19 protein-coding genes are annotated in these 26,433 nt (G+C 44.4%); 9 read left to right on the top strand and 10 right to left on the bottom strand.

Annotated features, from left to right (window positions below):
• The first annotated feature begins 407 nt into the window (after positions 1–407).
• Positions 408–1,499 carry an endo-1,4-beta-xylanase gene (locus F6K51_RS23975; protein WP_293024920.1) on the top strand — a complete coding sequence of 364 codons (1,092 nt, stop codon included), beginning with the start codon at positions 408–410 and terminating at the stop codon, positions 1,497–1,499.
• Between the two features lie 75 nt (positions 1,500–1,574).
• Here F6K51_RS23975 and F6K51_RS23970 read toward each other — a convergent pair whose 3' ends face one another.
• Positions 1,575–1,763: a hypothetical protein gene (locus tag F6K51_RS23970; protein WP_293024918.1), complete on the bottom strand. Its 189-nt coding sequence runs from the start codon at positions 1,761–1,763 to the stop codon at positions 1,575–1,577.
• Positions 1,738–1,968 (bottom strand): helix-turn-helix transcriptional regulator, encoded by a 231-nt coding sequence (locus F6K51_RS23965; RefSeq protein ID WP_293024917.1) that lies wholly within the window; start codon positions 1,966–1,968, stop codon positions 1,738–1,740. Before F6K51_RS23965 ends, F6K51_RS23970 begins: the two co-directional genes overlap by 26 nt.
• Positions 1,969–2,918: 950 nt before the next feature.
• Between F6K51_RS23965 and F6K51_RS23960 the strand changes: the two genes are divergently transcribed.
• Positions 2,919–3,116, top strand: coding sequence for a hypothetical protein (locus F6K51_RS23960; protein ID WP_293024915.1), 198 nt, complete (start codon positions 2,919–2,921; stop codon positions 3,114–3,116).
• 370 nt (positions 3,117–3,486) lie between these two features.
• Here the strand turns inward: F6K51_RS23960 and folE are convergent, their stop codons facing one another.
• The 4 genes from folE to accA form a co-directional block, all read right to left on the bottom strand.
• Positions 3,487–4,209, bottom strand: coding sequence for a GTP cyclohydrolase I FolE (folE, locus tag F6K51_RS23955; protein WP_293024914.1), 723 nt, complete (start codon positions 4,207–4,209; stop codon positions 3,487–3,489).
• A 113-nt stretch (positions 4,210–4,322) separates the two neighbouring features.
• Complete coding sequence (locus F6K51_RS23950; protein WP_293024912.1) at positions 4,323–5,048, bottom strand: SDR family oxidoreductase; 726 nt, start codon at positions 5,046–5,048, stop codon at positions 4,323–4,325.
• The gene (locus F6K51_RS23945; RefSeq protein ID WP_293024910.1) at positions 5,048–5,323 is read right to left on the bottom strand and encodes a hypothetical protein; all 276 of its coding nucleotides are present in this window, start codon (positions 5,321–5,323) and stop codon (positions 5,048–5,050) included. The genes F6K51_RS23950 and F6K51_RS23945 overlap by 1 nt, the downstream gene beginning before the upstream one ends.
• Positions 5,324–5,687: 364 nt before the next feature.
• Positions 5,688–6,662: an acetyl-CoA carboxylase carboxyl transferase subunit alpha gene (gene accA / locus F6K51_RS23940; RefSeq protein WP_293024908.1), complete on the bottom strand. Its 975-nt coding sequence runs from the start codon at positions 6,660–6,662 to the stop codon at positions 5,688–5,690.
• 569 nt (positions 6,663–7,231) lie between these two features.
• On the opposite strand from accA, the gene F6K51_RS38555 reads away from it, so the two are divergent.
• From F6K51_RS38555 to F6K51_RS23930, 4 genes are all read left to right on the top strand, one after another.
• Positions 7,232–7,543, top strand: coding sequence for a hypothetical protein (locus F6K51_RS38555; RefSeq protein WP_365940129.1), 312 nt, complete (start codon positions 7,232–7,234; stop codon positions 7,541–7,543).
• Positions 7,544–7,554: 11 nt separating this feature from the next.
• Complete coding sequence (locus tag F6K51_RS38550; RefSeq protein ID WP_365940132.1) at positions 7,555–8,163, top strand: response regulator; 609 nt, start codon at positions 7,555–7,557, stop codon at positions 8,161–8,163.
• Positions 8,160–8,870 (top strand): ATP-binding protein, encoded by a 711-nt coding sequence (locus F6K51_RS38545; RefSeq protein WP_365940127.1) that lies wholly within the window; start codon positions 8,160–8,162, stop codon positions 8,868–8,870. The genes F6K51_RS38550 and F6K51_RS38545 overlap by 4 nt, the downstream gene beginning before the upstream one ends.
• 674 nt (positions 8,871–9,544) lie before the next feature.
• Entirely contained in the window at positions 9,545–10,018 is a 474-nt protein-coding gene (locus F6K51_RS23930) for a VOC family protein (protein ID WP_293024906.1), read from the top strand.
• Positions 10,019–10,305: 287 nt separating this feature from the next.
• Here F6K51_RS23930 and F6K51_RS23925 read toward each other — a convergent pair whose 3' ends face one another.
• The 4 genes from F6K51_RS23925 to F6K51_RS23910 all read right to left on the bottom strand — a co-directional run bounded on the left by F6K51_RS23925 (position 10,306) and on the right by F6K51_RS23910 (position 21,863).
• Positions 10,306–11,229 carry a DUF6208 family protein gene (locus tag F6K51_RS23925; protein WP_293024904.1) on the bottom strand — a complete coding sequence of 308 codons (924 nt, stop codon included), beginning with the start codon at positions 11,227–11,229 and terminating at the stop codon, positions 10,306–10,308.
• A gap of 229 nt (positions 11,230–11,458) precedes the next feature.
• The gene (locus tag F6K51_RS23920) at positions 11,459–18,127 is read right to left on the bottom strand and encodes a type I polyketide synthase (protein ID WP_293024902.1); all 6,669 of its coding nucleotides are present in this window, start codon (positions 18,125–18,127) and stop codon (positions 11,459–11,461) included.
• Positions 18,128–18,138: 11 nt separating this feature from the next.
• A complete protein-coding gene (locus F6K51_RS23915) occupies positions 18,139–20,499 on the bottom strand; it encodes an AMP-binding protein (RefSeq protein WP_293024900.1) in 2,361 nt (786 codons plus the stop codon).
• 329 nt (positions 20,500–20,828) lie between these two features.
• A complete protein-coding gene (locus tag F6K51_RS23910) occupies positions 20,829–21,863 on the bottom strand; it encodes a hypothetical protein (protein WP_293024898.1) in 1,035 nt (344 codons plus the stop codon).
• Between the two features lie 445 nt (positions 21,864–22,308).
• On the opposite strand from F6K51_RS23910, the gene F6K51_RS23905 reads away from it, so the two are divergent.
• The 3 genes from F6K51_RS23905 to ureA all read left to right on the top strand — a co-directional run bounded on the left by F6K51_RS23905 (position 22,309) and on the right by ureA (position 25,441).
• On the top strand, positions 22,309–23,664 hold the full coding sequence (locus F6K51_RS23905; protein ID WP_293024896.1) for a transposase: 1,356 nt from the start codon (positions 22,309–22,311) through the stop codon (positions 23,662–23,664).
• 395 nt (positions 23,665–24,059) lie between these two features.
• Complete coding sequence (locus F6K51_RS23900) at positions 24,060–25,073, top strand: urease accessory protein UreD (RefSeq protein ID WP_293024894.1); 1,014 nt, start codon at positions 24,060–24,062, stop codon at positions 25,071–25,073.
• A 65-nt stretch (positions 25,074–25,138) separates the two neighbouring features.
• Positions 25,139–25,441 carry an urease subunit gamma gene (gene ureA / locus F6K51_RS23895; protein WP_008179425.1) on the top strand — a complete coding sequence of 101 codons (303 nt, stop codon included), beginning with the start codon at positions 25,139–25,141 and terminating at the stop codon, positions 25,439–25,441.
• Positions 25,442–26,433: the final 992 nt, after the last annotated feature.

The following is a 26,433-nucleotide window of genomic DNA, read 5'->3' as shown; positions in this document are numbered from 1 at the left end:
TACCTCACTACATCAATTAGTTTTTTGGGGGAAAAAAAATGGGTTTAAAACCGTAAGCATAAGCTGAAAGCACCTCAAGTAGCGTGGCTATTCCCGTAGCGTGGCCTTTGACACCTCAAGTAGCACCTCAAGTAGCGCATATGCTTACGGTAAGCTGATCATTTTTATTGGTCTTATTGAGATAACTAAACCGATATTTTTTTACCAGAAATACCGGCATTTTTTCCCAAATAAGCTTTTTCTGCTATTTTGTCACCCCCTCAGGGATAAATGGCTGAAATAATTAAAGCTAAGCATATTACGTGATGGTTTCTAGGAGTAAAAACAAGTTAATGATTGGACGACGTGAATTATTACTGGGTTTAGGTAGCTTAGCCAGTGTAGGCCCTCTGACAAGGTGTCAATCTATGATACATAGTCACCAAATTCAAGCTATTGATGACCCGAAGCGAGACTTTGCAGTAGCTCAAGGAGCTTCTTTAAAAGAGCGTGCGGCGGCAAAAGGATTAATTTATGGAGCCGAGAGTCGATTCCCAGACTTATCCTCAAACCCAGCCTTAGCCACCCGTTTTGCTCAAGAGTGTGCCATGCTGGTTCCCGGATGGGGACTCAAGTGGTTTATTTCTACTCCTTCTTCCCCTCCCCTGTGCCCTCACCCCCATCAGTTTGACTTTACCGTTGGGGATTGGATGGCAGACTTTGCCCAGACTCATAGATTGCTGTTTCGGGGACATACCCTAGTTTGGCACATCTCGTTACCCCCTTGGTTTGAGGAGACAGTAAATCGCCAAAACGCTCAACAGTTCTTGGTTAGACATATTAAGACAGTGGCTGGGCGTTATGCTGGACAAATGCACTCCTGGGATGTTGTTAATGAAGCGATCGCTACCTTCCAAGGACGGGCAGATGGTTTACGCAAAACGCCATGGTTAAAATTTTTAGGTCCGAAATACATTGACCTAGCCTTTCGCATTGCGGCTGTTGCTGACCCCAAGGCAATGTTACTCTACAACGAGTATGGACTGAGTTATGATTCGAGTGATGAGCAAGCCAAGCGTAGGGCTGTCTTGAAGCTACTAGAGGGGTTGAAGTCTCAGGGAACCCCCTGTCATGCCTTGGGAATCCAGGCTCACTTGCGAGGGAATAAACGGATTAACCCCCAAAGCCTGCGGAAATTTCTCCGGGATGTGGCGAGTATGGGTTTTAAAATCTTGATTACTGAACTAGATGTCAGAGATGACAATTTACCAAAGGATGTGACTGTACGCGATCGCATGGTGGCTCAAGCTTATGAAGATTATCTGTCTGTGGTACTTGATGAGCCAGCAGTGATTGCAGTAGTGACCTGGGGATTTAGCGATCGCTACACATACTTAAGTAGCTTCCATCCCCGCTCAGATGGTGCCCCAGTGCGACCTCTACCTCTGGATGCAGATTTCAAGCCCAAGTTAGCCTGGAATGCGATCGCTCGTGCTTTTGATAATGCTCCTAAGCGTTGAATCATTAGACCTTTGGGGAAATTAACTTTCAGCTGAGATATCAATTGGGTTAATGGTTCATTTTCACGCTTATGTTTATATATAGCAGTTCTCAATTGGGTGAGGTAGAAAGTCCTGGGTTAATGGGAGTAGGGAGTAGGGAGTAGGGAGTAGAGATACAGCGGGGTCTTGGGGGACCTCCAAGACCGCACTGGCTCCCTTTGACCGCACTGGCTCCCTTTTACCACCCTGCATCGCTTTACGAACGACGTTTTGCTTGCTCAAAGGCTTGAGAAAGGTCCTCGAAAGAACAACCCAGTATTTCAACCAGGAGCCTGACGTGCTTTAAGCGTGGTTCGGCTTTGCCATTTTCCCAGTCACTAATCGTCGTAATGCTGACACCAACAGCAATAGCTAATTTCATTTGAGTCAGATTGGCATTTTCCCTGAGTTGTACCAGGGTAAGAGGTTGATCTTCTTGGCTTTTCATAATAAATTGTTTTTGTTCAAGAAAACTTGAACGCTTTGCTTAAATAGGGCTTGCGGATGAACTCTACATGTAGTTTTATAGTTACCCTCTAAAACCTACATGTCGTGTGTCGATGGCTAAATTGCGTAAGCCCTAATTAAAATAGGGCAGTTAACTTTGTTTTCTGCCCTTTTCTTGTTTGCCAGACAGCAGCAAGCAGTTTGGCTCTATCACATAGGGTTATTAGCTAGTTCAGTAAAATAGCTTACCACTAACCATACCGTAGATAAATTTTCTGTAAAATGTTTGCACCAAACAGCTAATATTCCCGAAGCTATGCCAAGCTAGAGGCAAATCATCGCGCAATCGAAAGTAAGCCGCTTCAACACCAGCAGACTTACCTGATCAGGGGAATCTAACCCGCAACTAGTCACGGTGACATTTCCCAAACCTCTCTATCGATTAGGTGTAGGCTTTTCGCCAACCCCAGCCATCGCTATTTCCTTACGGAAACGCTTCTGCGTTCGGGTATAAGGCAAGCTTTACTTATGACGGGATGCCCCAGCCAAATTTCTGATTTTGATTGCTCTATCCACAGGAGGTTTGATGTCTACTGTCGTTAACCGGTGCATTTTCGCCTTTGGTCATCAACTTTAATAGACTTTAATTCACCATTACTTGCTCGTCTATTATAACTGATTAGACAAAAAGTGAGAAGAATTAGACAAAAAATAAGCAGAACTGTCACGCTGTGTTCAATTCCACGCACAACTTAGTACATATGTACTAATGCAGCCGGTCATTAATCCTGCCCGCTCATTATGAGGGGCTGTAAGCCCTACGTAAGCGTCCGCACATGGGTTACCCCATCTCACGAGCTTCCCAACGTGTAAAGATGGGTCGCTGATGAAAGTGGAAGCTAATTTGGCACCAAATTCAAGTGTCTCAAGGAAAAGCTATAAGGAAAACCTATGTTGAATTATACAGAAAAGCTAAATCCCTGGATCATTGTCCTTTTGCAACCCAAGCTCAGCAATATCACCGTTGGCCGATTTCGACGGCGCGGCAATGCTGAAGAACATCTACGGGTTTTAAAGCAGATGATGCCTGAGGCAAAATTTTCCATTATGTTTGATGTGGAGACTATTAGGGAGGATTGTGTTAACTAGTGGCTAAAGTGAGTCATTAGTCATTACTCATCTGTCGTAAGCATTCAGCCGTCAGCCTAATGCCGTCAGCTTATTTTATTCAAAAGCTGTTCGGTGTAGCCTGCCCTATGGGCATAAACTGTTCCGGTAGCGTGGCGACAGGCCTTTCGCTGATACGCGACACGCTGATAGCTGATAGCTTACCATCTGTCATCAGCAACTACCGTTACTAATGTGTGTGTGTTTTTCACTAAGGACTAATAGAACTCTGGTGAAAATCATGGCTCTACTCCTTGTCAGGTCTAAGCTAAACGTTAATTTTCCCAGAGATCTAATCACTAATGACTAATGACTTTTTTAGTAGGATTAGTTAACCGTTCAAGTCAAACCCCTAAAAGAAATTCGGTTGATGGCGAATTAGGTTGAGAAATTCCTCACGAGTTTTTTGATCCTCTTGAAAAATCCCGACCATCGCACTGGTGCCAGTCCAAGACCCTGGTTTTTGCACACCCCGCATCACCATGGACATATGGGTAGCTTCCATCACCACAGCCACACCCTTGGGATCTAGGACAGCTTGAATGGCTTCGGCAATCTGGCGAGTCAGCCGTTCCTGAACTTGCAGTCGCCGTGCATACATCTCGACCACACGAGCTATTTTACTGAGTCCTACCACTTTTTGGTTAGGGATATAGGCGACGTGAGCCTTACCCATAAATGGCAACATGTGGTGTTCACAGAGGCTAAAGAAATTGATATCCCGCACGAGTACCATTTCATTGTGACCTTCGTCAAAAATTGCCCCGTTGACTATTGTCTCTAAAGACTGATTGTAACCACTAGTCAAGAATCGCATTGCCTCGGCTACCCGCTTAGGGGTTTTGAGCAGTCCCTCTCGTTGCGGGTCTTCACCAACACCCAATAGGATAGTGGTGACAGCGTTGATCATCTCCTGGTTCAGTTCTTCCAAAGGAGGTTGTAAATTGGGCTGGTGACCATTCTGGGTATTGCGCTCAGGACGGGTCTCTAGCTGATGTTTCTCATTACCATTGATACTTTTAGCAGTTGAAACAGATTCAACACGGTTGAAACCATTGGAAGAAGCAATAGTCATGATTAATCTGATTAGATTGTAAACAAAAATGAACTTGATATTGCCAGACCATAGGGACAGGTTGAATTGACACAGCAATAACCTTAAAGTGTGCTATTATTTTTACCTATACCCTAAAGAATTCCGGCACTGGGCATCAGAGTCAAGGACTCGATGACAGCCTGTTGTGGGAGCTCGACGGTGTGCAAAATTGACTGGGCAACAATTTCTGGGGTCAACATCCCTGACCGATTTAATTGCACCTGAACTGTATCTGCATCCCATAAAGGGGTATTGACTGCACCTGGACAAATGCTTACTACCCGGATACCATGGCGGCTTTCCTCCGCTGCTAGAGTCTTGGAGAGGGCAATCATACCTGCCTTACTAACGCTGTAAGCCCCCCATTTAGGCAAGGCTTGCTTAGCAGCAATTGATGCCACGTTAACGATCGTGCCTCGGTGTTGGGCACGCATAGCAGGCAGAACCCCCTGGATGCACTGAAACACACTGGTCAGATTCAGGTCAATTAAGCGCTGCCAATCTGATAGCGGTGTCTCACTGAGATATCTAGCGTCAGCTATTCCCGCATTATTGACGAGAATAGTGATAGGAGCAAAATCTGCTGTGATTTCTTCTATCCAAGATCTAACCTGCTCCAGATCAGCTAAATCATATGGATAAGCCTTAGCTTGCACCCCAGCTGCCCTAGCAGCAGCAGCAACCATCTCTAAGTTGTTCCGGGAACGGCTGACTAAGGCTACACTGATTCCTGCCTTAGCAAAGGCTAAAGCTGTTTCCTTGCCAATACCACTGCTCGCTCCAGTAATTATGGCGCGTCGCTCAACAGTCGATGTCATCAAATTTTACAAGATTTTGTTACAAATGCTTCTCTACGGTCTGGATAAAACTCAGGATTGCTCGGAAGCAAATGCCCACATAACGCAGTTATTTGGTTTAAATCTGCTAGCTTTAAATCTGCTAAGCCAGCTACAAGGTCACCAGAGGTGGAGGCAGTCGAATTAACCTTAGGTTCAGTGAGTTGGTTAGGCACCGAGATTTTAGACACTCCCTTAGGGCAGTTAATCTCCAAAGGCACAGCTAGGTTTTCGGTGTATCCGAAATTGTTTAGCAAACTGACTAACTACCTTAGAATATTGTGAACATTTGTTAATTGTATCATCATTCGCAGACTATTCAGCTACCAAGTCGGCTGTCAATAATAAACTTTGAGGATAGAAAAATCGGGATAGGGTAATTGGTAATTGGGCTACCAAGGTAAACATCGGAGAAAATGGCGAGCATGATTAGCTCAATCCCCCAGAGGATGACCCCCTTGCTATATATAAAGTTTTATCCCTGAGGTTGGTAGCCCTAATTGGTAACGAATCTAACTATACTTCAAATCACGACCCTTGAAATCAGTTTTTAGTTGAGCAACGCCGCCGCGAAGGTGGGAGATATACCTCTAACCGGTTTACCTATTCACCCCTTCAAGACTAACTTTCTACAAAAATCCCCATATTTCGGAACTTCTGATAGCGCAAATCCCGGCGCTGTTGAGCGGTTAATTGAGTTAGTTCTGCCAGGTTTTCCAATAGAGCCTCTTTGAGGATAGAGGCGGCTGCCAAGGGATCCCCATGAGCTCCCCCTATGGGTTCCGATAAAACTTTGTCAATAATCCCTAATTCTTTGAGGTCCCAAGCGGTAATCTTTAACGCTGCTGCGGCTTGCTGTCCTTGGCTAGCATCTTTCCAAAGGATGGCGGCACAAGCTTCTGGGCTAGCTACGGTGTAGACAGCGTTTTCAAACATCAAAACCCGATCACCAACACCAATTCCCAAAGCACCACCAGAACCTCCTTCACCAATGACTGTACACATAATGGGCACATCCAGGCGAAACATTTCTCGGAGGTTATAAGCGATCGCTTCTCCTTGTCCTAGTTCTTCCGCCTTCACACCAGCCCAAGCACCAGGGGTATCAATAAAGGTCAAAATTGGCATATCAAAGCGATTAGCGTGTTCCATCAGCCGCATCGCTTTACGGTAGCCCCCAGGCGCAGCCATGCCGAAGTTGCGAGCTACATTATCTTTAGTATCCCGACCTTTTTGATGTCCTAATATTACCACAGCACGACCCACCAAAGAGCCAATCCCCCCCACTAAGGCTGGGTCATCATAACCACCGCGATCGCCATGCAACTCAAACCACTCATCAGTGATTGCCTGAATATAATCGAGGGTACTTGGACGCCTAGGGTGACGGGCTAGCTGTAGCCGTTGCCCTGGTGATAAACTATTGAAAATTTCCTGACGCAGTTGGATTGCTCTTGTCTCCAGTTGGCGGATTTGGTCAGAAACATCGACATTGTTTTCTTCTGCAAGTTCCCGAATTTGCTTAATTCGTTTTTCCAGTTCAACCAGTGGCTTTTCAAAGTCGAGACTAAAGGTTCTGTTTTTGGCTGGTGACATAGTTACTGGTCATTAGTCAATGGTCAGTGGGTTTCTGGGTCAGATTACAGGGCATAACTCCAGATTAGCAAACCCATCAAAAGGTGCGACCCTAGGCCGCGAGGGATTGCTCGCGGCCTAGGAGGCGCGCACCTAAAGAGATTGGAATCCCACGCTTCTCTTATATCATCTGGTAGCATTAAAATTTTTGACAACTTACATTTGCCTCAATCATTTGCCTCAATTGACCCTCTGCCCATCTTCCCATCATTAGGATAAACCGCAACGATATTATTACTAGGCATTATTACTAGGCGTAGAGCTGATCTCGCGCAGGCTTGGCTCAATCCCCAAATCTAGACATAGTGTAATTGCTATTGACCTGAAACTTTGCCAGATTGGTGAATTACTGGGGAAAATAGAGATCTGAACCAGAGGATGGGGAAGATTGGGAAGTAATACCATTGAATATCCAGATCATAAGTAACTTAGGGGGAATAAATACCCCGGCTCGTTTTTCCGCCCTGGTCTCTCGTTTCTCTTCCCTAGTCGCCCATAGGCGGGGTTTGCAAACTCGCGCTTGATTTTTGATGAGGAAAATTCGTGACACAGCTATCTATGTTGATGAACTGGATGACTATATTCCTTATTACCAATCAACTCAAAGATTTAGCGCGAGGGTTTTAGGAAGAGGAGATTGTGGCTTTAGTGGAAAACTATCTGCACTGGGAACAAGAGCAATGAGTGTCACCACGAGGAATATCCCTAATCTTGACTTAACCAACTTCACTATTTTGGTGATTGATGATAATCCCACCAATTTAGGAGTAGCTGTTGATTATTTGGAAGATGCTGGTTTGACGATTTTGGTAGCCCGCAATGGTGAGAGTGGCTTGAAATAATTTTGCTGGATGTGTTGATGCCAGGGATGGATGGCTTTGAAACCTGCCGCCGTTTGAAAGCAGATGACGAAACCAAAGATATTCCTGTAATTTTTATGACGGCTTTATCCGGTATAGAGGATAAGGTGAAAGGATTTGAGCTTGGGGGAGTCGATTATCTGACTAAACCGATTCAGTCACAGGAGGTGTTAGCAAGAGTCAAGGTACATTTACAACTGCGTTCTTTGACCAAAACCCTTGAAGACCAAACCAAGACATTGGAAGAGCAGAATCGACGTCTGAAAAACGAAATCAAACAGCGCATGGAAGTGGAAGCAGAACTGAACGAAACCCTGCAACAGCTGCAAGCTACTCAAGACGAGTTGATCCAATCTGAAAAAATGGCTGCTCTCGGACAATTAGTAGCTGGAGTTGCTCATGAAATTAACACTCCTTTAGGTGCTATTAACTCCTCAGTTAGGAATCTTGCTAACTTTTTAGCTCACCACCTCAAGCAGTTACCTTCCTTTTTTCAAGCACTTTCCAAGGAACGCCAATCGGATTTCTTTACCTTACTAGAACGCTCCAGCCAACAAACGACTCCTTTATCTACTCGGAACGTCAAATCAGAAAAGCCTTGACCGGCCAGATGACATCCCACTCGATTCAGAAAGCAGCAAAACTCGCCAATATTTTAGTAGGAATTGGGGTTTGGGACTACCTACACCCTTTGTTGCCTCTACTGAAAGACCCAGAGGGAGAAAAAATTTTACAAACTGCCTATCAATTTGCTAATCTCCAAACCAGTACCCGTAACATTGTTACCGCTGCTGAACGAGCTGCTAAAGTGGTGTTTGCCCTGAAAAATTATGCCCATGATGATTCTAGTGGTAACAAGATAGAGGCAAATATTATTGAAGGGATTGATACTATTTTAACTCTCTATTATAACCAACTCAAATACGGTGTAGAAGTAATCATAAATTATGAGGATTCCTTGCCTGCTATTCTTTGCTATCCCGACCAACTTAATCAAGTTTGGACGAACTTGATTCACAATAGCATTCAAGCTATGGATAGTAAGGGAACCTTAACCATTGATGTCAGACAGCAGGATGATCAGATAAAAGTCAGTTTCAATGATAGTGCTAAAGGAATTCCCCCGGAAATTATACCAAAAATATTTCAGCCTTTTTTTACGACTAAACCCCCTGGAGAAGGTAGTGGTTTGGGCCTAGATATTGTCAAAAAGATTGTGGATAAACATCAGGGTCAGATTGAGGTGGAGTCGGTGCCTGGAAAGACGACATTTACAGTAGTGTTACCAATCGAGATAGTTTCAGAGTAATATCCTAAATCCTATAGCCCTGCGCTTTATAGCAAGGGAAGTATAGTTTATGACATAGTATTTTCGTTTAAAGGGAACAGCGGATCTGGGAACAGCGGATCTGGGAACAGAAATATGTCTTAACCTTTACTTCGACTGCTATAACTATTAAACAACTGCTAAAATAACATATCCTCCTGATTTGTCAATGATTTTAACGAACATTACTGAATCTTTTAATTCCTAGAGAGACTAATTGGTTGGAGCCCAAGATAGTAACTGGAAGTTTAACTAAAACTTAAATAATTATTAATGTAAAGTACCCTTTGTTTACTAAGTTTCGCAAAAATTGTCAAGTCCTTGTCTTGATGCGTCGCTTATTTAAAAATACTGAATCCTTTACTCCGTATAGGATTTAGAACTATGACCATAAAAAATATTGAAGATTTGTTACTTATTTGGTTAAGGTTATGTCTTCTTTCTATAAGTCTGTGTATACTAATAATTGTTGGTTGGCTGAAGTTAACAAACCTGAAGCTAACGGACATTTAAATTTACTGCTTTTTAGATGAGCTTTAGAGGTCTAGTGATAACAAGGCTTAGCCTCTGAATATTTCTCTATGAAATCTAAATTTAAATGTCCTAGGAGTAGACCACACCAAAAAAGGTTAGATAAGGATAACCTAAAAATGAAGATGATGCAAAAATTATTGCAAAAGCTAAAAACAGCAACAGTCATAGTACTGATCAGTGTTTTTGTTCTGTTAAGTTCTGGATGGACAAGCACCGCAGTTGCTCAACCCCCTATGGATGAGCTCGTAACGGGCTACGTATCTAAAGTAAATGTCGCCGATCTCGGCCGAGCCATCTTCTTTTACCATGAGCTTTTGGGCATGGAATGGGATCATTCCCAGGATACATACCGTTGGACGCAGTTCTTTTACCCCAAGGTGCCTGGCACCAAAATTGGCGTCTACGAAAGCAAACCTACAGGAACGGGAGAAGCAGCACTAACACTAGTTGTAAACAATATAGAGGAAGCTAGCGATTTCCTGATGTCTCGAAGGATTGAGGTTTCACCGATTCAAGATGTTGGTGGAGGAGTTCTATTAGCATTCTTTAAGGATTTTGATGGCAACAGCTTAACTCTTCGCCAGAACGGGTGGTAATTGGTCTTGACTGGTAGTTGGTATTAACTTTTCAGTCTTGACTTTTCACAGCAGAACGAAACAAGAGGAGTGGTGATCATAAATCCTATTTAATCCTCTTTGATTCACTAATCCCCCTTTAGCCAAAACTACCCTTAGGTAGCGGTGATACAAACCGTGTCTAAATCAACAAAGTAGCTACCTCAAGGACTAAATTATACTAGATTCTAAAGGGGGTTTTTAACCAGCATTTGGAATTATTGGAATTATTGGGATTACAAGACTAAGTACTACTTCAAGCTATTACTTCAAACAACGGCTATCTTAACCCAACTATTTTCAAATAAAGCGTTTCGCTCAAATTTCGGATGAATCCGAACAATATAAATAGATTTCTGATCACTAGCAGATGTTTTATGTTCCGCTTCAGTAATTTTGTACCAATCTAGAGCAAAGCATTCACGGCTGTACAAGCTGTAGTAAATATCATGGCTTGTTAACAGGGATGGTGCTAGTTTGAATTTAATCGATTCTCCTTTTTTCAAGGCACCATAGTAAAATTTTGTTTCTGGATTCGGTACAGGTAAGAATACTTTTTTTACAAATGCTTGGGGTAACCATTGCTTAAAGCGCAACAGGTTGAAGACATAATAATTCAACCAGACATGAAGCCAATTTTTTCGTTTAATTAGGTCACGGTAAAAGCTGTTAATATCAGTAGGGGCGTTAATTTGCTTGGCATCTACTACTTTAACACCATCTGCTTTAACAGTAGGTTGCTCTACTGTTTCTGACCAGTGATAATACCGCAAACCTAATAAGTATTTACCTGGTTTCAAGCTCACGGATTCCCATTGGTTTTCTCCGGATACGGTGAGGGAGCTGATATTAGTGATAGTTTCAAAATCTGGTAGACTGTAAACTACTAATGTCCAGGATTGGGCTGATTGTTTAGCTGCACTGGCATCAAAGCTAATTACCTCTTTGACCTGAATCGGTCCAACTAGAGAAATAATAGCGTGAAGATTCCAACGAGCTCGACTCATTGCCCAAATTAATTTGATGGGCTTTTTTAAAAACTCGGCTGATACGAGTTGCCACTGGAGATTTTTAGTATTTTTTTTGGAGGTAAAGTATCCCCCTATGGTTTGCATCACAAATCTTAGGATGCGGGAAAAGATGAAGGAGAGTATGGATAAGGGGATTTCCCATAAAAGGTCTATATTAGTCATTTGTTTGTATAGTGGAGAGAGCAGGGAGTAGGGATTAGGGAACAGGGAACAGGGAACAGGGAACAGGGAACATTGGGAAAGAGCTCAGAAGATTTTTTGGTGTTATTATGAATCAGTATTTGGTTTCATGAACTAGTTGGTTTGGCTAGTTGGTTTGGCTATATTTGGTAATTGGTATTGTTAAGTTTACCTGTTACCTTTTCCCTGTTACTTGTTAACTTGTCACTTTTTAATTTTTCAGCTTTAATCGGTTGTTGGCGATAATTGCAACTATAGCATCTGGTGCATCAACATGGAGGTTATGTCCTCCTGATAGTTTTACTGTTTGAGCGTGAGGTATGGCAGCTTGTTGTAAGGCTAGGTCTTCGGCTCGGTTAAAGTTACTATTATTTCCATAAACTAAGGTAGTGGGAGCTTTAATTTGACGAAGTAGCTGTGTGTATTTATCTCGATTAAACGCTGTTCCACTTAAACCAATTCCCGTACGAATTTGCAGTCTTGGATCCCAGCGCCAGCGTACACCACCATCACCAGGTTCCGTAAGTCGCTCAGCATGTTTTAATGCTAATTCTTCAGAGAGGTTGGGGGTTAAGCGGCGCAGACGATTAGCAGCAGCTTCGATATTCCCAAAGACCTGGTGTTGGGGTGGGGATGCTAGATAATCTAGGTGGGTTGCCAACTGTTGAGCTGTTTCATCTTCCTTCCCTTCCCCTGGTAGCACCGGCTCCAGCAATAGTAAAGATTTGACCTTTTCCGGTCTGACACTGGCAAAGGTGGCAGCAACCACAGCCCCCATGGAATGACCCACTAGAATAAATGGCTGGTCTGTAAGTGCGATCGCGTTTGGCTCTGCCGTGCCAAAAGCGATCGCATCCAAATCCCCCAAGTAATCGATTAATTGATAAGACCCTCCCATCCCCACATGCTGGGAACGTCCATGGCCTCGCTGGTCGGGTGCAACGACTCGATATCCCATCCTTGCCAAGGGACCAGCAATTTCTTCCCAAGCCGCTCCATGTTCTAAAACACCATGGATACATAGGATTAAATCTCCATCCACCGGACCCCAACTACACAGACAAAGCTGTAAACCCCGCACGTCTAGATAAGACTCTTGCATCGCTTCAAGTTCAACATTAGCTGGTTGGGCTGAAGGTTCAACCAGTAACGGCAATTGATAATCCAACCGTGTCGCTACTTCTTGGGCAAATTTCCCTAAAGGCTGGGGGAGCTGGATTTGCTGCCAAACTTCTCCCAAAGCCGAATCAATTTGCTTATGGTTGCGGAAATTGGGGTCATCTACCGGTAGGGATTGGGGATGAATTCCATCGGTCATCCGCTGGCCTTGATAAGGCTGTAAAACCGCCTCATCAAAAGGAATACCGAGAAACTCACACAACCTTGCCATCACCTTAGCAGGTTGCTTGACTAGTTCCTCGTAATACACTAAATGATGATTGGATGGTGCAATTTCCTCGAAGAAATCTAGGATATTACGGTTACAGGTTGTCCAAACTTCCTCTGCTAGCCAATAAGGGTCTACCTCATCAATACCAAAGATTTTATCCATCCGATTTTTCACGAAGGAATCAATTACCGCATAGGGATGACGTACCAGATGAATATACTTCGCTTCTTCAAATAAATCTTCCGCGTGCCTTAGGGTTTCAATACTGCCAGCATAGGTAGGAGACTTATCCACAAGAGTACGTTTACCCGTTAGTTCCTGTAACCTGCCATAAACCTTCTGAATTGACCAGTCTTGCTGGGTTATCTCCTCCACCAGTGTTGTACTGGCTTGGGCATCTAGGTTCATAATTTCCATGAAAGCTCGCGCTAACCCTTCTCCTAAGTGAGTTGAACCCAAGGATTGATTGCGCTCAGCCATCGTTTCAAAGGGCAATAGGTGTAATTCTGGTGGACAGAATAAATCCCGATGACCAGCTAGCATCACCCGCAGTAAGGTGGAGCCTGACCGAGGGCTAGATAGCACAAACACCATGCTCCGATTGCGCTGGGTGGGTTTGGTAAATTTGCGTTCGCTATTGTTCCATGCCCAAGGATTAGCCCAATTCTTAATATCTGAGAGACTAGTAGTGGTCAATGAGGTTTGGGTTGGCTGGGGCTGATGAAGCCGTTCCATCTCCAAAGCCAAGTACTCAGCTAGAGCTGTAATCGTTGGTCGCTCATAAAACTCCCTAGGATAAAGCGTTATCTTCAGGTCTTTCTTACAGGCATTGAGTACTTCTACAATCATCAAGGAATCAGCACCCAAATCCATCAGGTTGCTCGACCCTGAGATTTCCCGACTTATCCCTAAAGCCTTAGCAATCTGTTGCTTAAGGTAATCTTTTAATAACGCTTCCCGTTGGGTTGTTGTACTACCGAGCAGTTGATCAAAAATCCCAGAATTGTCGTTTTCCCGATCCCCCTGAGGCGGTAGTGTTTCTGTTGTGATTACCTCTGATAGGAATAACGGTAACTCTACCGGTAGTCGTTCTTTTAACTTTGACCACTCCACCGGTAATACCCCCACCTGAGCCCGATCTTGTGCCAGAAGTTGTTCGAGTATCTGTAATCCCTGTGGTGCTTGAATCGGCTCGATTCCCAGCATTGCCATCCGTTTCCCGACGCCAGCGGCTAAACCCATCTCAGCCCAAGGTCCCCAATTAATACTTAAAGCGCTTGCACCTTGCTGTTGTCGATAATGGCTGAGGCTATCTAAAAATCGGTTAGCTGCGGAATAGTTTCCTTGACCAGGGGTACCTAGGATAGAAGTAGCGGAAGAAAATAGTACAAATAAGTCTATGGCCATCTCCTGAGTCAACCTGTGTAAATTCCAGGCTCCCTCAACTTTCGGCTTCATCACCTTGGCAAATTTTGCCCAATCTTGATGCAACAGCACCCCATCCTCTAGGACCCCTGCACCATGGATAATTCCTTTGAGGGGGGGTAGGGAAACCTGAATTCTGTTGAGACAGTCCCTAACTTGTGCTTCCTGGGATACATCCACCTGCTCGAGGACCACCATCACACCTTGTGCTTCTAATTGCCCAATTATTTCTGACGCCCTAGGATTTGGTTCGCTTCGTCCTACCAGTACTAAATACCTTGCGCCCTTATCGACCATCCATTCAGCTACCTTTAACCCCAGTGACCCCAAACCACCGGTAATTAAGTAGGTGCTATCTGGTTTTAGCTGCAATGGTAAAGCGGGGGGTTGGGACTGTTGCTGTTGATGAATCAGGCGAGGCACATAGGCTTGTCCATCCCTCAAAGCAATTTGGTTTTCTCCCTGTGGCTGTAATATCTGGTTGAGCAGCATTAATGATTGCTCTTGGTAGTGCTCCTCATTGCTCAGTGCTGAGTCTTGACTTGGTTCTAGGTCTATTATCCCTCCCCAGATTTCTGGATGTTCTTGGGCAATAACTGCACCTAAACCCCATAGGGGAGACTGAGCAATCTGTAAAGATTTTTTCCTCTTACCTACCGGTTGTGTGCCTTCGGTAACTAACCACAGACGAGGGGATTGAGCTAATTCTGCTTTGACTAACCCTTGCAGCAGATGCAAGACACTACCACAACCGTTTTCTAAGGTGGCGTCTAGGGGAAATGTTTGAAACTCGTCCAGTGCGGGAGTATCTAAACTCCACATATGAACCACAATCACAGATGTTGCGTTTAGAGATTCGACTTCTTGATCTAAAAGACGCTGAAAGTGTTGCGGTTGTGCTGGGTTAATTTGGTAATGGTTTACTTGTAATTGTTCATAGCTTGAGCCAGGGGAAATTAGCAAAACGCGATGTTCCTTTGGAACCGCTTTGTCAACACATTTTTCTTCCAGCTGTTGAACTAATGTTTCTCCAAATGTTTCTCCAAAGCCCTCTTTATCGGCAAAAATCAACCAAGTTGTACTAGATTTAGATATATCTACTGATATATCAGATGAATCTACATCCTTAGGTTGCCATGCTATTTCATACAACCAATCCCGATAGGAGGGAGTGGAGAGTTGACCATAGGAAATCGGGGATAATGGTTTTACTGAAGTGGTATCTAGCCAATACCGTTGCCGTTCAAAAGGATAAGTGGGTAGGGAAATTAGGCGACGGGGGTTATGCTGATGGAATCTTCCCCAGTCTACTGATGCGCCATGTTTATATAGGCTTGCCAAACTTTCCAGCATTTGCCGACTATCTGGTTTTCCTGGGCGCAAACTTGGTATAGCTGTGAGCTTTCCTTTCGGTAAACACGCTTTGCCCATGCCCAATAGGCTAGGCTTCGGTCCTACTTCCACACACAGATGATAACCCTCTTGATAAAGGGTTTCCATGCTCTGGTAAAATTTCACGGACCCACGCACATGGTCACACCAATACTCGGTCGTAGCTATCTCAGCAGTGGCTAATTGTCCAGTTACATTCGAGATTATCTCTATTTGCGGGGGATGTAGGGATATTTCCGATAATACCTGAGCAAAATCTCCCACCATTGGTTCCATGAGGGCAGAATGGAAGGCATGAGAGACTGGCAACTTTAGTGATTTGACCTTTTGAGAGCGTAGTCGGGCTATCACGGTTTGAACGGCCTGACTTTCCCCAGAAATCACAATATTTTCCGGACCGTTAATGGCAGCGATTGAGACTTTTTCGGATAGGGATTGAATTGCCTCAGTGACCTGCTGCTCATTGGTCAAAACCACCGCCATTTCACCACCTTCTGGCAACTGTTGCATCAAACGCGCTCTTTCAGCAATTAGCTTTAGCCCATCTTCTAAGCTAAAGACTCCTGCTACAGTTGCTGCCACATATTCCCCAACACTATGACCCATCACCACAGTTGGTTCGATTCCCCAAGACCGCCATAACTGAGCCAGGGAGTATTCTAGAGCAAATAATGCCGGTTGGGTGTAGGCCGTTTGATTTAATAATGTGGAGTTGTCACTGTTGTCGCTAAAGATTTCCCCATACAGGACATCCAGTAAGGGTTTTTGTAAATAGGATTGCAGAATTTCGGCGCATTGGTCGAGATAGCCTGCAAATATTGGTTGGGTTTCGTAAAGTTGCCGTCCCATACCACTATACTGAGAGCCTTGACCAGTGAAGAGGAAAACTATTTCGGGGGGAGTAGGGCTATTTTGTGCTATTTTCTCCGAAATGGTTTCCCTTTCTGTCAACTTGGTCAGTTGTTGCTGCAACTGGTCAGTGGATTGGACTAGGAGGGCTAGACGATAGTTAAAATGCGATCGCCCTTTATTGCTGGTCAAACAAATATCTGCCAGTGTGCTTGATGGCTCAGATGCTATGAAGTCTATGTATCGCTTTCCTAGGGTTTGCAGAGCGGTTGCTGTTTTGGCAGACAAGGTAAATAGATGATCGTTTTGCTCTTGATCGTTTTGGTCTCTATCATTACTTGTCGCTTTTGTCAACTCTGGCGCTCCTTGTAGCACCACATGAGCATTGGTTCCTCCAAAACCGAAAGAACTTACACCAGCAAATGGTGGAATCACATCCCATGGCCAAGGCTCCCCTTGCTGCTGTACTTGCAGGGATAGTTGCTCAAAGGGAATGTGGGGATTTGGCTCCTGGAAATGGAGGCTGGGTAAACGTTCTTGCTGCTTGAGGGATAGGGCGACTTTGATCAAACTAGCAATACCAGCAGCTGCTTCTAGATGACCGATATTAGATTTGACCGAGCCAATCGCAACAGGCTTGTTGGTAGGATGGGTTGATAACGCACCGTAGTTATCAGAGTTATTATCAGAGTTATTGTCAGAGCGATGTTCCTTTGGAACCGCTTTGCGAGCGCGTTTTAGGACATTTCCCAAGGCCATCGCTTCAATCGGGTCTCCCAGTAGGGTTCCGGTGCCATGGGTTTCTACATACTGCACATCTGACGGTGAAATGCCCGCGTGCTGGTAGGCCGAGACTAGAACAGCTTCCTGAGCGTCTCGATTGGGAGCAGTTAGCCCATTAGTGCGCCCATCTTGGTTCACCGCACTGCCTCGAATCACAGCATAAATTGGATCTTTATCGATCAGGGCTTTGGATAGGGGCTTTACTACTATCACCCCAGCCCCCTCGCCCCTGACAAAGCCATTGGCACGGGCATCAAATGCCTTACAGCGACCATCAGGAGATAAAGCCGTTAACTTACTTAACCCAACCGTCACCACTGGGGTTAGCATCAAATTCACTCCCCCTGCTATGGCTACGGTTGACTCACCATTCCAGATACTCTGACAAGCCAAATGAACAGCAACTAGGGATGAGGAGCAAGCGGTATCAACCGTTAGACTTGGCCCTTTTAAATTCAGTAGGTAGGAAATGCGATTAGCTGCCATAGTGGAAGCTACACCAGTATTGGTATAGGTATCTACCACCTCTGGAGTTTGGAGGAGCAGCTGACCATAATCATGAGTAGAAATGCCAACAAAGACCCCCGTTTGGCTACCACTGATTCGGCTAGGCACTTGGCCTGCATCCTCTAGTGCTTCCCAAATTACTTCCAACAGTAGTCGCTGCTGGGGGTCGATATAGGTAGCTTCCCGGGGAGCAATGCCAAAGAATTCTGGATCAAATTGATCAACATGGGCCAGAAAACCACCATAACGGCAATACATTTTGCCTGGTGCTGTGGGATCAGCATCGTAAAATTTCTGGATATCCCAACGGTCTGGTGGCACTGCAGTAATAGCATCAACACCATTTTTGAGCAGTTGCCAGAAGGAGTTTGGGGAAGAGGCACCTGGAAAGCGGCAGCCAATCCCGATAATAGCAATAGGTTCTTTTAACCCTTTCCTTTTTTGCAGCTGCAACTCAAGAAGGGCGCGTTTTTCGGGGGAGAGATTGGCAATCCGCTTAGCAATATCATCCACTGGCAACATAGATCGAAACATAGATCTAGGAATTATTTGATGGGTTTTCCCAGAATTTCTTGGATTTGTGCTTCTGAGAGCATTTCCAACTCAGCTAAGAGTTGGTCTACCTCTTGATCACCACTGGAGGAAATCGATTGAACCGTCACCGGTGAACGATAAAAGGGTGTCGAGGTGAACCGATCCAGATTCTGGAACTGTGCCTCCCATAATTGTTGCATCTCAGTACCTGCACTCAAAACTCTCGGTTCGATTTTTCTTGGGCTGTCCTCCTGGTTTGAGTTGCTTTTTTGACTTTCTTGAGCCAGATATTGGGCAAGGGACTCGATATTGGGATAATCATACGCCAGTGTCGGAGACAGAGGCACCCCTAACCATTCTTCGAGATCATCAGCTAATTCGACTGCTGTTACTGAATCTAGACCATAATCAGCAAAAGACTTGCTGATGTTAATAGACCCGGCAGGCAGTTTTGTTTCTCGCGCTAGCCAATTTACTATCCACTTTTGAAGTGTATGCCGGGTTTGCGCTTTGCCGATAGTATTAGTAGTGGGTTCTTTTTCTGGTTTGGTTGGGGCAATGGTTGGGTGTTGCCCCAACCTCGATTGCCCTACAACTGTCAAGGTATTGTTTAGAAATCCAGCTCGACAAGCATGGCGCTGTACTTTGCCACTGGATGTCTTGGGAATACTATTGGTCTTGAGCAATAACACAGCATAAACTTGAAGCTGGTACTCTTGGGAGATGGCACTGCGGATTGCTTCAACCACTTCATCTACATCTAGTTTCCGAAGGTAATTCCTGGAGACTTCTTGGACAATCACCAATTGCTCAGCCTGTCCGACTTCCACAGAAAAAGCTGCGCCATAGGCAGGGCGAAGAGCCGGATGACTCTTTTCCGCCGTCAATTCTATATCTTGGGGATAATGGTTGCGACCCCGGATAATAATTAAATCCTTCAGACGACCTGTTACAAACAACTCGCCATCCTGGATAAATCCTAAATCACCAGTACGCAGCCATGGTCCTAAACCAGTATCAGCTAGATAAGCATTAAAGGTTTTTTCCGTCACCTCTGGTTGATTCCAATAGCCTTGAGCAACACTTGGACCTTTTACCCAAATCTCTCCGACAGCACCTGCTTCAACCTGGGTAAGGGATTGGGGGCATGCGATCGCAATTTTTTCATTTAACCAAGTCCGCCCACACCCGACCAGGATTCGAGTCGCCACATTACCATTAGACTGACCATTAGACTGACCATTAGACTGATTGAGACGATTTTCTGGCAGGGGAACCACTCGATTTTGTTCAAGAGCTTGCCCTTCAAATTCCCTTACCACTGGAGGTTGGTCTTTCAAGCCTCCAGTTACTAATAATGTGGTTTCTGCCATGCCATAACAGGGGTAAAATGCTTCCCGACGGAAACCAAAAGGGGCAAATTTTTGAGCAAATCGCTCTAATGTTGAGGCTCTAACTGGCTCAGCACCGGTAAAGGCCATTTGCCAGCTGCTCAGGTCTAGGGCTTCTAATTGCTTAGCCGTAATTTTCTGCACACACAGCTCATAGGCAAAATTCGGAGCACCACTGGTAGTCACCTGGTATTTGGAAATTGCCTTTAGCCAGCGGTAAGGCTTGCGGAGGAAATCTACTGGAGCCATCAGGATGATGGGAAGACCAACATAAAGGGGTTGTAGGATGCCACCAATCAGTCCCATATCATGGTAAGCGGGTAACCAAGACAATCCTCTGCTTTGGGGTGTATCTTGGAAACACTGATTGATCAAAGCTGAGTTATATAACAAATTCCCGTGGCTAACCATTACTCCTTTGGGTTTACCCGTTGAGCCAGAGGTGTACTGTAGAAAAGCCAAAGTATTCTGTGTAGAGTCCGGGTGCTGCCAATCTGATTCGTGGTGCGTAGGCAGATTGTCAGTTGCCAGCCACTTCAGTTGATTGTTGGCGGGATTTTCAGCTAGCTGAGTCTCTATTTTCTCTAATAGAGGGGTAGTAGTGAGGGCAAATTTGGCCTGAGCATCTGCCACAATTGCCTCTAGCCTGGACAAATTTTGATTGGAGCGGGGGGGATAAGCGGGAACGGCTAACACTCCCGCATACAAACAGCCGAAGAAAGCTGTGATAAACTCTAAACCGGGTGGATAGAGTAGCAAAGCTCGCTCCCCTTTTGCGTTTTGGTGTAGAAGCTCGGATGCGATCGCTTGGGCGTGGTTGTCTAACTGTTGATGGGTAAGGTAGCGGTCTGGGGTTTCCCCGTTCAGTAGAAATGAATAGATGATCTGATCCGGCTGGTGTATTGCTCGGTAACGTAGCAGGTCTACTAAGGTAGAAAATTTTGGTATATTCTCGCTCATCTGATCTAAACTGTCTTTCATGCCTGCACGCCTTATTTTCACAGCCAAATCGTCGTCCATCCCCTGATCGATAGATTTATTAGCCTTTTTCTAGGCTACAACAATCGTTTATTATCTATTAAGATGGGCATTATTGGCCAATAGCTTAATGAACTACCAATTCCCCTTAGTAAGGTAAGCATTCAGCTATCAGATTCAGCCAAGGACTTGTGTCCACGCTACTTGATGTGATTTTGAATAAAAGAGGTAAGCTAAGGCCAAAGGCAGCACTACGGGAACGTAAGGTCTGAGTTACGGCTGACGGCTGACAGCTGTTCGCGTAGCGTGCGCGTAGCGCTTATGCTGATACCTTAGGTTTCGCTCATAACTTTCAGCCGAATCAGCTGCTCTCCACTCTCGTCCAAAGGAACTTCAATCACGTCACCCGCTAGACGATCCATACAGGTCAGCAGCAATCGCAAGTGGGGAGTACTTGCCCCGGTATCTACATACAATCGGTCTGACAGGCTACCTAAACGCTTCCAGGTAGTATAGAGTTTGCCAACAGTCTTTTCTAGTGCCAAGGCTTGTTTCACTAAATCAGCAGCAGTGTTTAAACACTCAAGCCGTAGCGCTTCATCTAAAGCTAGTTCCATATCCAAGGATGTGTGATTAATAGCTTGGACTTGGGCAGATGCATCTAGATACTTGGCTAAGCAACGGGCATCTGAGGTCACGTGTTTAACGGTGTCCACATCTGGGTTTGTAGCAATTGCTTCTTGTAATGGAATCAGGTGGCTTTCTGGCAGCTTTTCCATCTCTTTGACCAATGGAGCCAGGTAACTGGATGGGAGACCCCCTTCAGCAGATTTTTCTTTAACTTCCTCTGGTAGTAATTCTGAGGACATGGCAGTCCATTGATCAGACGCCTGTTTGACCTCCCGGCGGGTAATGCGATCGCCTTTTTGAGCTCGTTCTGTCACCATCTGCTGGACTTCGGGAGCAGACTTAGCTGTTTCCACAAATGCCCGTTTACTGAAGTTATTAATGGCATCATGACTAAGCTGACCCTCGGTTAACAGAGTATCGGCACTGTTAGCCAGTTCAATCAGGGAGTAAGCCTGACTCTTACCGATTTCCCGACTTTTGAGCCAATTTAAAAATCCAGCTCCCCTTCCTTCACCCCCTTTTTTCTCCCTGTCTCTTACTACTCGTAGAATCCGTCCCCGCCAGATATCGGTCTGTAGGTCAACGCGATCGCATACTCGCCAAGCGTGATCGACTAGCTGGTCAAAGTCAGTTTCCTGAATTTCCTCATCCTCTGGATCCGGGAGTTGGAAATCTAGATCCATCGGTTCGTTGAGGAGGGCAGCGAGTTCGGCGGTAGAGTCAGGCACTTGCACCATAGGGAAAGATTATCCAGTCACGGTAAACACGATTATTGCACGGTTTCCAAATTATAAGACTCTACGCTACCCCTAGATGAGTCTGACTTAATTATCTGGCATAATGCACCAGATGTATAGGTTATTAGTGGTTAGTCATTAGTTTGGTTGCTTTTGAGAGCCAGGTGTGACCGTAAACTTATTAACTGGCATTTAACAATTGGGGGGTGTTTGAGGGGGTCGAAATTCCCCATCCCTCGTGATTAGTGGGGATGGATAGACCCCCTCAACAACTGTTTCCCCACATCCTCCCGATGGATTTTTGATATATTCTTTTACTTTTTATAATGGCGCTCCACCACAGAATACAATACATTTGGAGTCGTGCCATAACTTCCGGAATCTGTGTTACATTGATTGTCGTCTAATCAGCGCGACTGAAGAAAACTAAGGAGGTGATTACACTGTGGCGACGTTAAGACAGACATTTCGATTGTACCCAACGGCATCACAACAATCCAAGTTATTCTACGCTCGTTCTTTGCATCAATTGTTATACAATGCCTGTCTGGCTCATCGTCGCTATGAGTGGAAAGTAAACCAGAAAAGCGTTAGTTATTTTGAACAACAAAATATTCTACCGGCCTTCAAGGAATGCTGGACGGAATATAAAGGTCTTTACAGCACATCATTACAGGCAACAGTTAAACGGGTAGACCTAGCTTATAACAGTTTTTTCAGTGGACTAAGAAAGTTCCCAAGATTTAAATCTATTAGGGACTATTCTGGATGGACTTACCCCAGTGCTTCTGGCTGGAAAGTTAACAGTAATGGAAAACATGGAACTCTTATCCTGAATGACCTTAAAATTAAAATCAGGATGCGAGGTAAGGCTAAATATTGGGGTAAGCCAACCACTTTGACTGTTGTTTACAAACCACGATTAAATCAATGGTTTGCATCGATCACTCTAAAAGTTGATACACCTGAACCATTATATGGAGCTGAGTCAGACTTAAGCTATGAGTCGGTTGTAGCTTATGATTTAGGAACAGAAACAGCTATTACTACCTTTGATGGGTCTGAGTTCAACGAGATTGAAAATCAGCGTTTTACTCGTACTTTAGAACCATTATTAAAAAATGCTGGCAAGGCTAAACGTAGAAAACGCGCTCCTAATCGTAGACAGCGAGTGAAGCCATCAAGTCGCTGGAAAAAGGCCAATAAACGAGAATCTCAACTCAAGCGTAAAATTGGTAATCAGCGTAAAGACTGGCAACACCAGGTTACGTCAGATTTAGCTAGTCGTTATGACATCGGCGTAACTGAAAAACTCAATACGAAAGGAATGACTCGTAAAGCTAAGAACAGCTCAAAACGCCAAAGACAAAAAGCTGGGTTGAATAAATCTATCCTTGATGTTGGTTTTGGTTCTCTTAATAAGATGCTGACCTACAAAATCGAACTAAAAGGTGGGATCGTGCTTCAATTACCTACCAAGCAATTGAAGCCATCACAACGTTGTCCAAAATGTGGTAAAGTTCATAAAGAATGGGCTGATATTTCCAATCGTTACCACGTTTGTGATGAGTGCGGGTTTGAATTTCCACGAGACAAAACCAGCACAATGGTAATGTACAACGCAGCATTAGGAAAACAGCCGGGGTACGGGAATGACCTCGATAAACGTGGATTTTCTAGCTCTACTTCAAAGACCAGTAAGCATACTGGATCGATGAAGCAACTAGGGAAGATGAAGCGTCAAAAATCACGCTCTCAGGACGGGTCTGCTGAAACCCCGTCCCTCTACAGGGCGGGGTAGTTCATCCAACGTACTGTGATTAGTTTGACACCGATTGAATCGGGCAATTAGTTAGAGATCAAGGCGTTGCCCAATTCTGGAAGACTCAAGGGTAATTGGTATAGAAAAGGGAACAGGGAACAGGGAGTAGGGAGTAGGGAACGATGAACAAAAATTATCACAATTAATTTAGGTACCCTATAACTGGCTCAAGTATAAGCTGTTGTGCATTTAAACTTTATATTAGTCAAATCACATCAAAAAGATAGATCCCAGTCCCCTTTTGCCAATAGCCATGCATGCTTTTTGCCTTCCTAAAAAGCATTTTAACCGTTTAGCTTACTTGAATATGATTCCGATATTCAGCAACGGCGAAGCGACCCGGTCAATTACCTTACATTGCCCTTTAATTATTCGTGAATCGACTCTCTCAACCACAACCAACAGATAGTGATCAATCTCGATGGCATGGCAGCCTTGAATTACGCTTTGCCTTAGCCCATGGAAAAACTCAACCTATTCACACCTACGCCAGAGCTCCCTTGAAGGTACAGCGACCGTTTTATCCAGAAGGGCTAGGGGTTTGTCACAGTGTGGTACTTCATACCGCTGGAGGAATGGTAGCAGGGGACAGGTTGTCTCAAGATATCCACCTTGAATCGGGTACTCATGCTTTAATCACCACTGCTGCTGCTAGTAAAGCTTATGGTAGGGGCAGTTCTAGCGCTAGTATAATAAACTATAGCGCTAGTTTAAACCAACCAGAAGTTAAAGAAAATTTATCTAGCGCTAGTTTAAAAAAGCCAGAAGCTAGACAAATCAGATCTAGCGCTAATCAAAAAAACTATAGCGCTAAGCTAAAAACCCCAGAAACTAGACAAATCATCCGGCTCCAAGTAGAGACTGGTGCTTGTTTAGAATGGTTGCCCCAGGAAACGATTGTATTCAATGGTGCAGTTTACCGGCAGGATTTGCGGGTAGAATTAGCGCCGGGAGCCAGTTGGTTAGGCTGGGAAATTACTCGATTTGGACGGAGTGCCAGAGGAGAAAGGTTTGTGGAGGGAAATTGGCGATCGCATACGGAAGTTTGGCAGCAAGGACATCCAACCTGGATTGACCGACAATGGTTACCAGCTAGCGAAGCCACCTTCTCTAGTCCTTATGGTTTAGCGGGACAACCAGTGGTAGGAACATTAGCTTTGGTAGGGGAACCGGTATCATCTGAGATTCTCGAACAAGCCAGGGAACTTTGGAGTGCTAGGGAGTATGTGGGGGAAGCTGGCGTAACTCAGCTGATGTCAGGATTATTATGCCGCTATCGTGGTGCTTCGACTGAGGAGGTGAGACACTGGTTTATAGAGGTTTGGCAACTGTTGCGTGTTAATCTATTCGGGCGTCCTATGATTAAGCCACGAGTTTGGCTATTGTAATGTCAAAATTGTTACTAACCAAAATTGCTACTAACCAAAATTGCTGCTAACCACACGATAAAACAATGCAACTGACACCCCAAGAAAAGGATAAACTACTAATTTTTACTGCTGCCTTATTGGCAGAACGGCGCAAGGAAAAGGGGTTGAAGCTAAATTACCCAGAAGCCGTTGCCTACATTTCTGCGGAAATTTTGGAAGGTGCTAGGGAAGGACGTCCAGTAGCTGATTTAATGAGTTACGGCACCACGCTGCTGACCCGGGATGATGTCATGGAAGGAGTTCCCGAAATGGTGAATGAAGTCCAGGTAGAAGCAACCTTCCCCGATGGGACTAAACTGGTTACTGTACATGACCCAATTCGTTAGTCCCACAAAAAGCTTGATAAATAACTCTTTAACTCATCTTAAATCATCAGAAGATTCACCGAAGTTGACGGAGTTCTTCTGTGAGATGGATAAGTTGGTTTCTCAGGTCATTTATTTGCTCACTACTCAGTTGTGCAGTTCCTTGATGATCTACGATGTTATTTAGGCTATTCAGACAGTCATTAATCGTATAAAGACAGTTATCAACAACCTGGATTCGTTTCGTCAAGATTTCTTTGAACTTAGGCTCAGTTGATTCAAGAATAGTATTGTTGTTGGGTTGAGATTCATTCAGTTGGAACTTGAAAATGTTCCATAATTGAACTAGTGAAGGGAGTCCCATAAGCACCAAACAATGGTAAAAAAACTTTAAAAAAAGCAAACACCAGACAGAAAAAGTGAAAAAGTAGGGAGAGTAGTCATGACTATAGTCATAACTAATTTAATAATGCTATAATTTGCGAAAATAGTTGCCAAAATAAATTTCTGAATAACTGGCTGCTGAACAAGCAAAATTTTTCCATAAGTAGGATAAAATTTCTGGCCATTAGTATAGCTTTAAAAGCCATGTAAGATGTCAGAGTTGACCAAAAAGGAATCATTAACTGTAGAAATAGAACCATCAACGAGTTAATAAGTAAGAATTAAATAACACCTATATCGATTATTCAGAACAGACTAGAGAAGTCAGGATTAATTGATTAAAGACTGTGTAAAGAAAAGAGAAACTAGATAAAAAAATATGGTAATGGTAATCGGGAATAAGCAATAAGTAGTAGGGAATAAGCAATACAGCGGTTTGCAATTCAATTAGGTACAAAGTTCTGGGTTTTTAGGGATCCCCCCTAACCCCCCTTAGTAAGGTAGGGCTGTTTCATTCTCGCCAAAAATAGATGGGGAGATGGGGAGATGGGGAGATGGGGAGATGGGGAGAAAAGGAGCGCGAATAGTCGGAATTTTGGCCAAATTTATCTAACCCTCCTCGAAGGCCG

It is taken from the genome of Moorena sp. SIO3I8 (assembly GCF_010692325.1).
Taxonomy (GTDB): Bacteria; Cyanobacteriota; Cyanobacteriia; order Cyanobacteriales; family Coleofasciculaceae; genus Moorena.
This window is presented reverse-complemented; position numbering and strand designations above follow the sequence as displayed.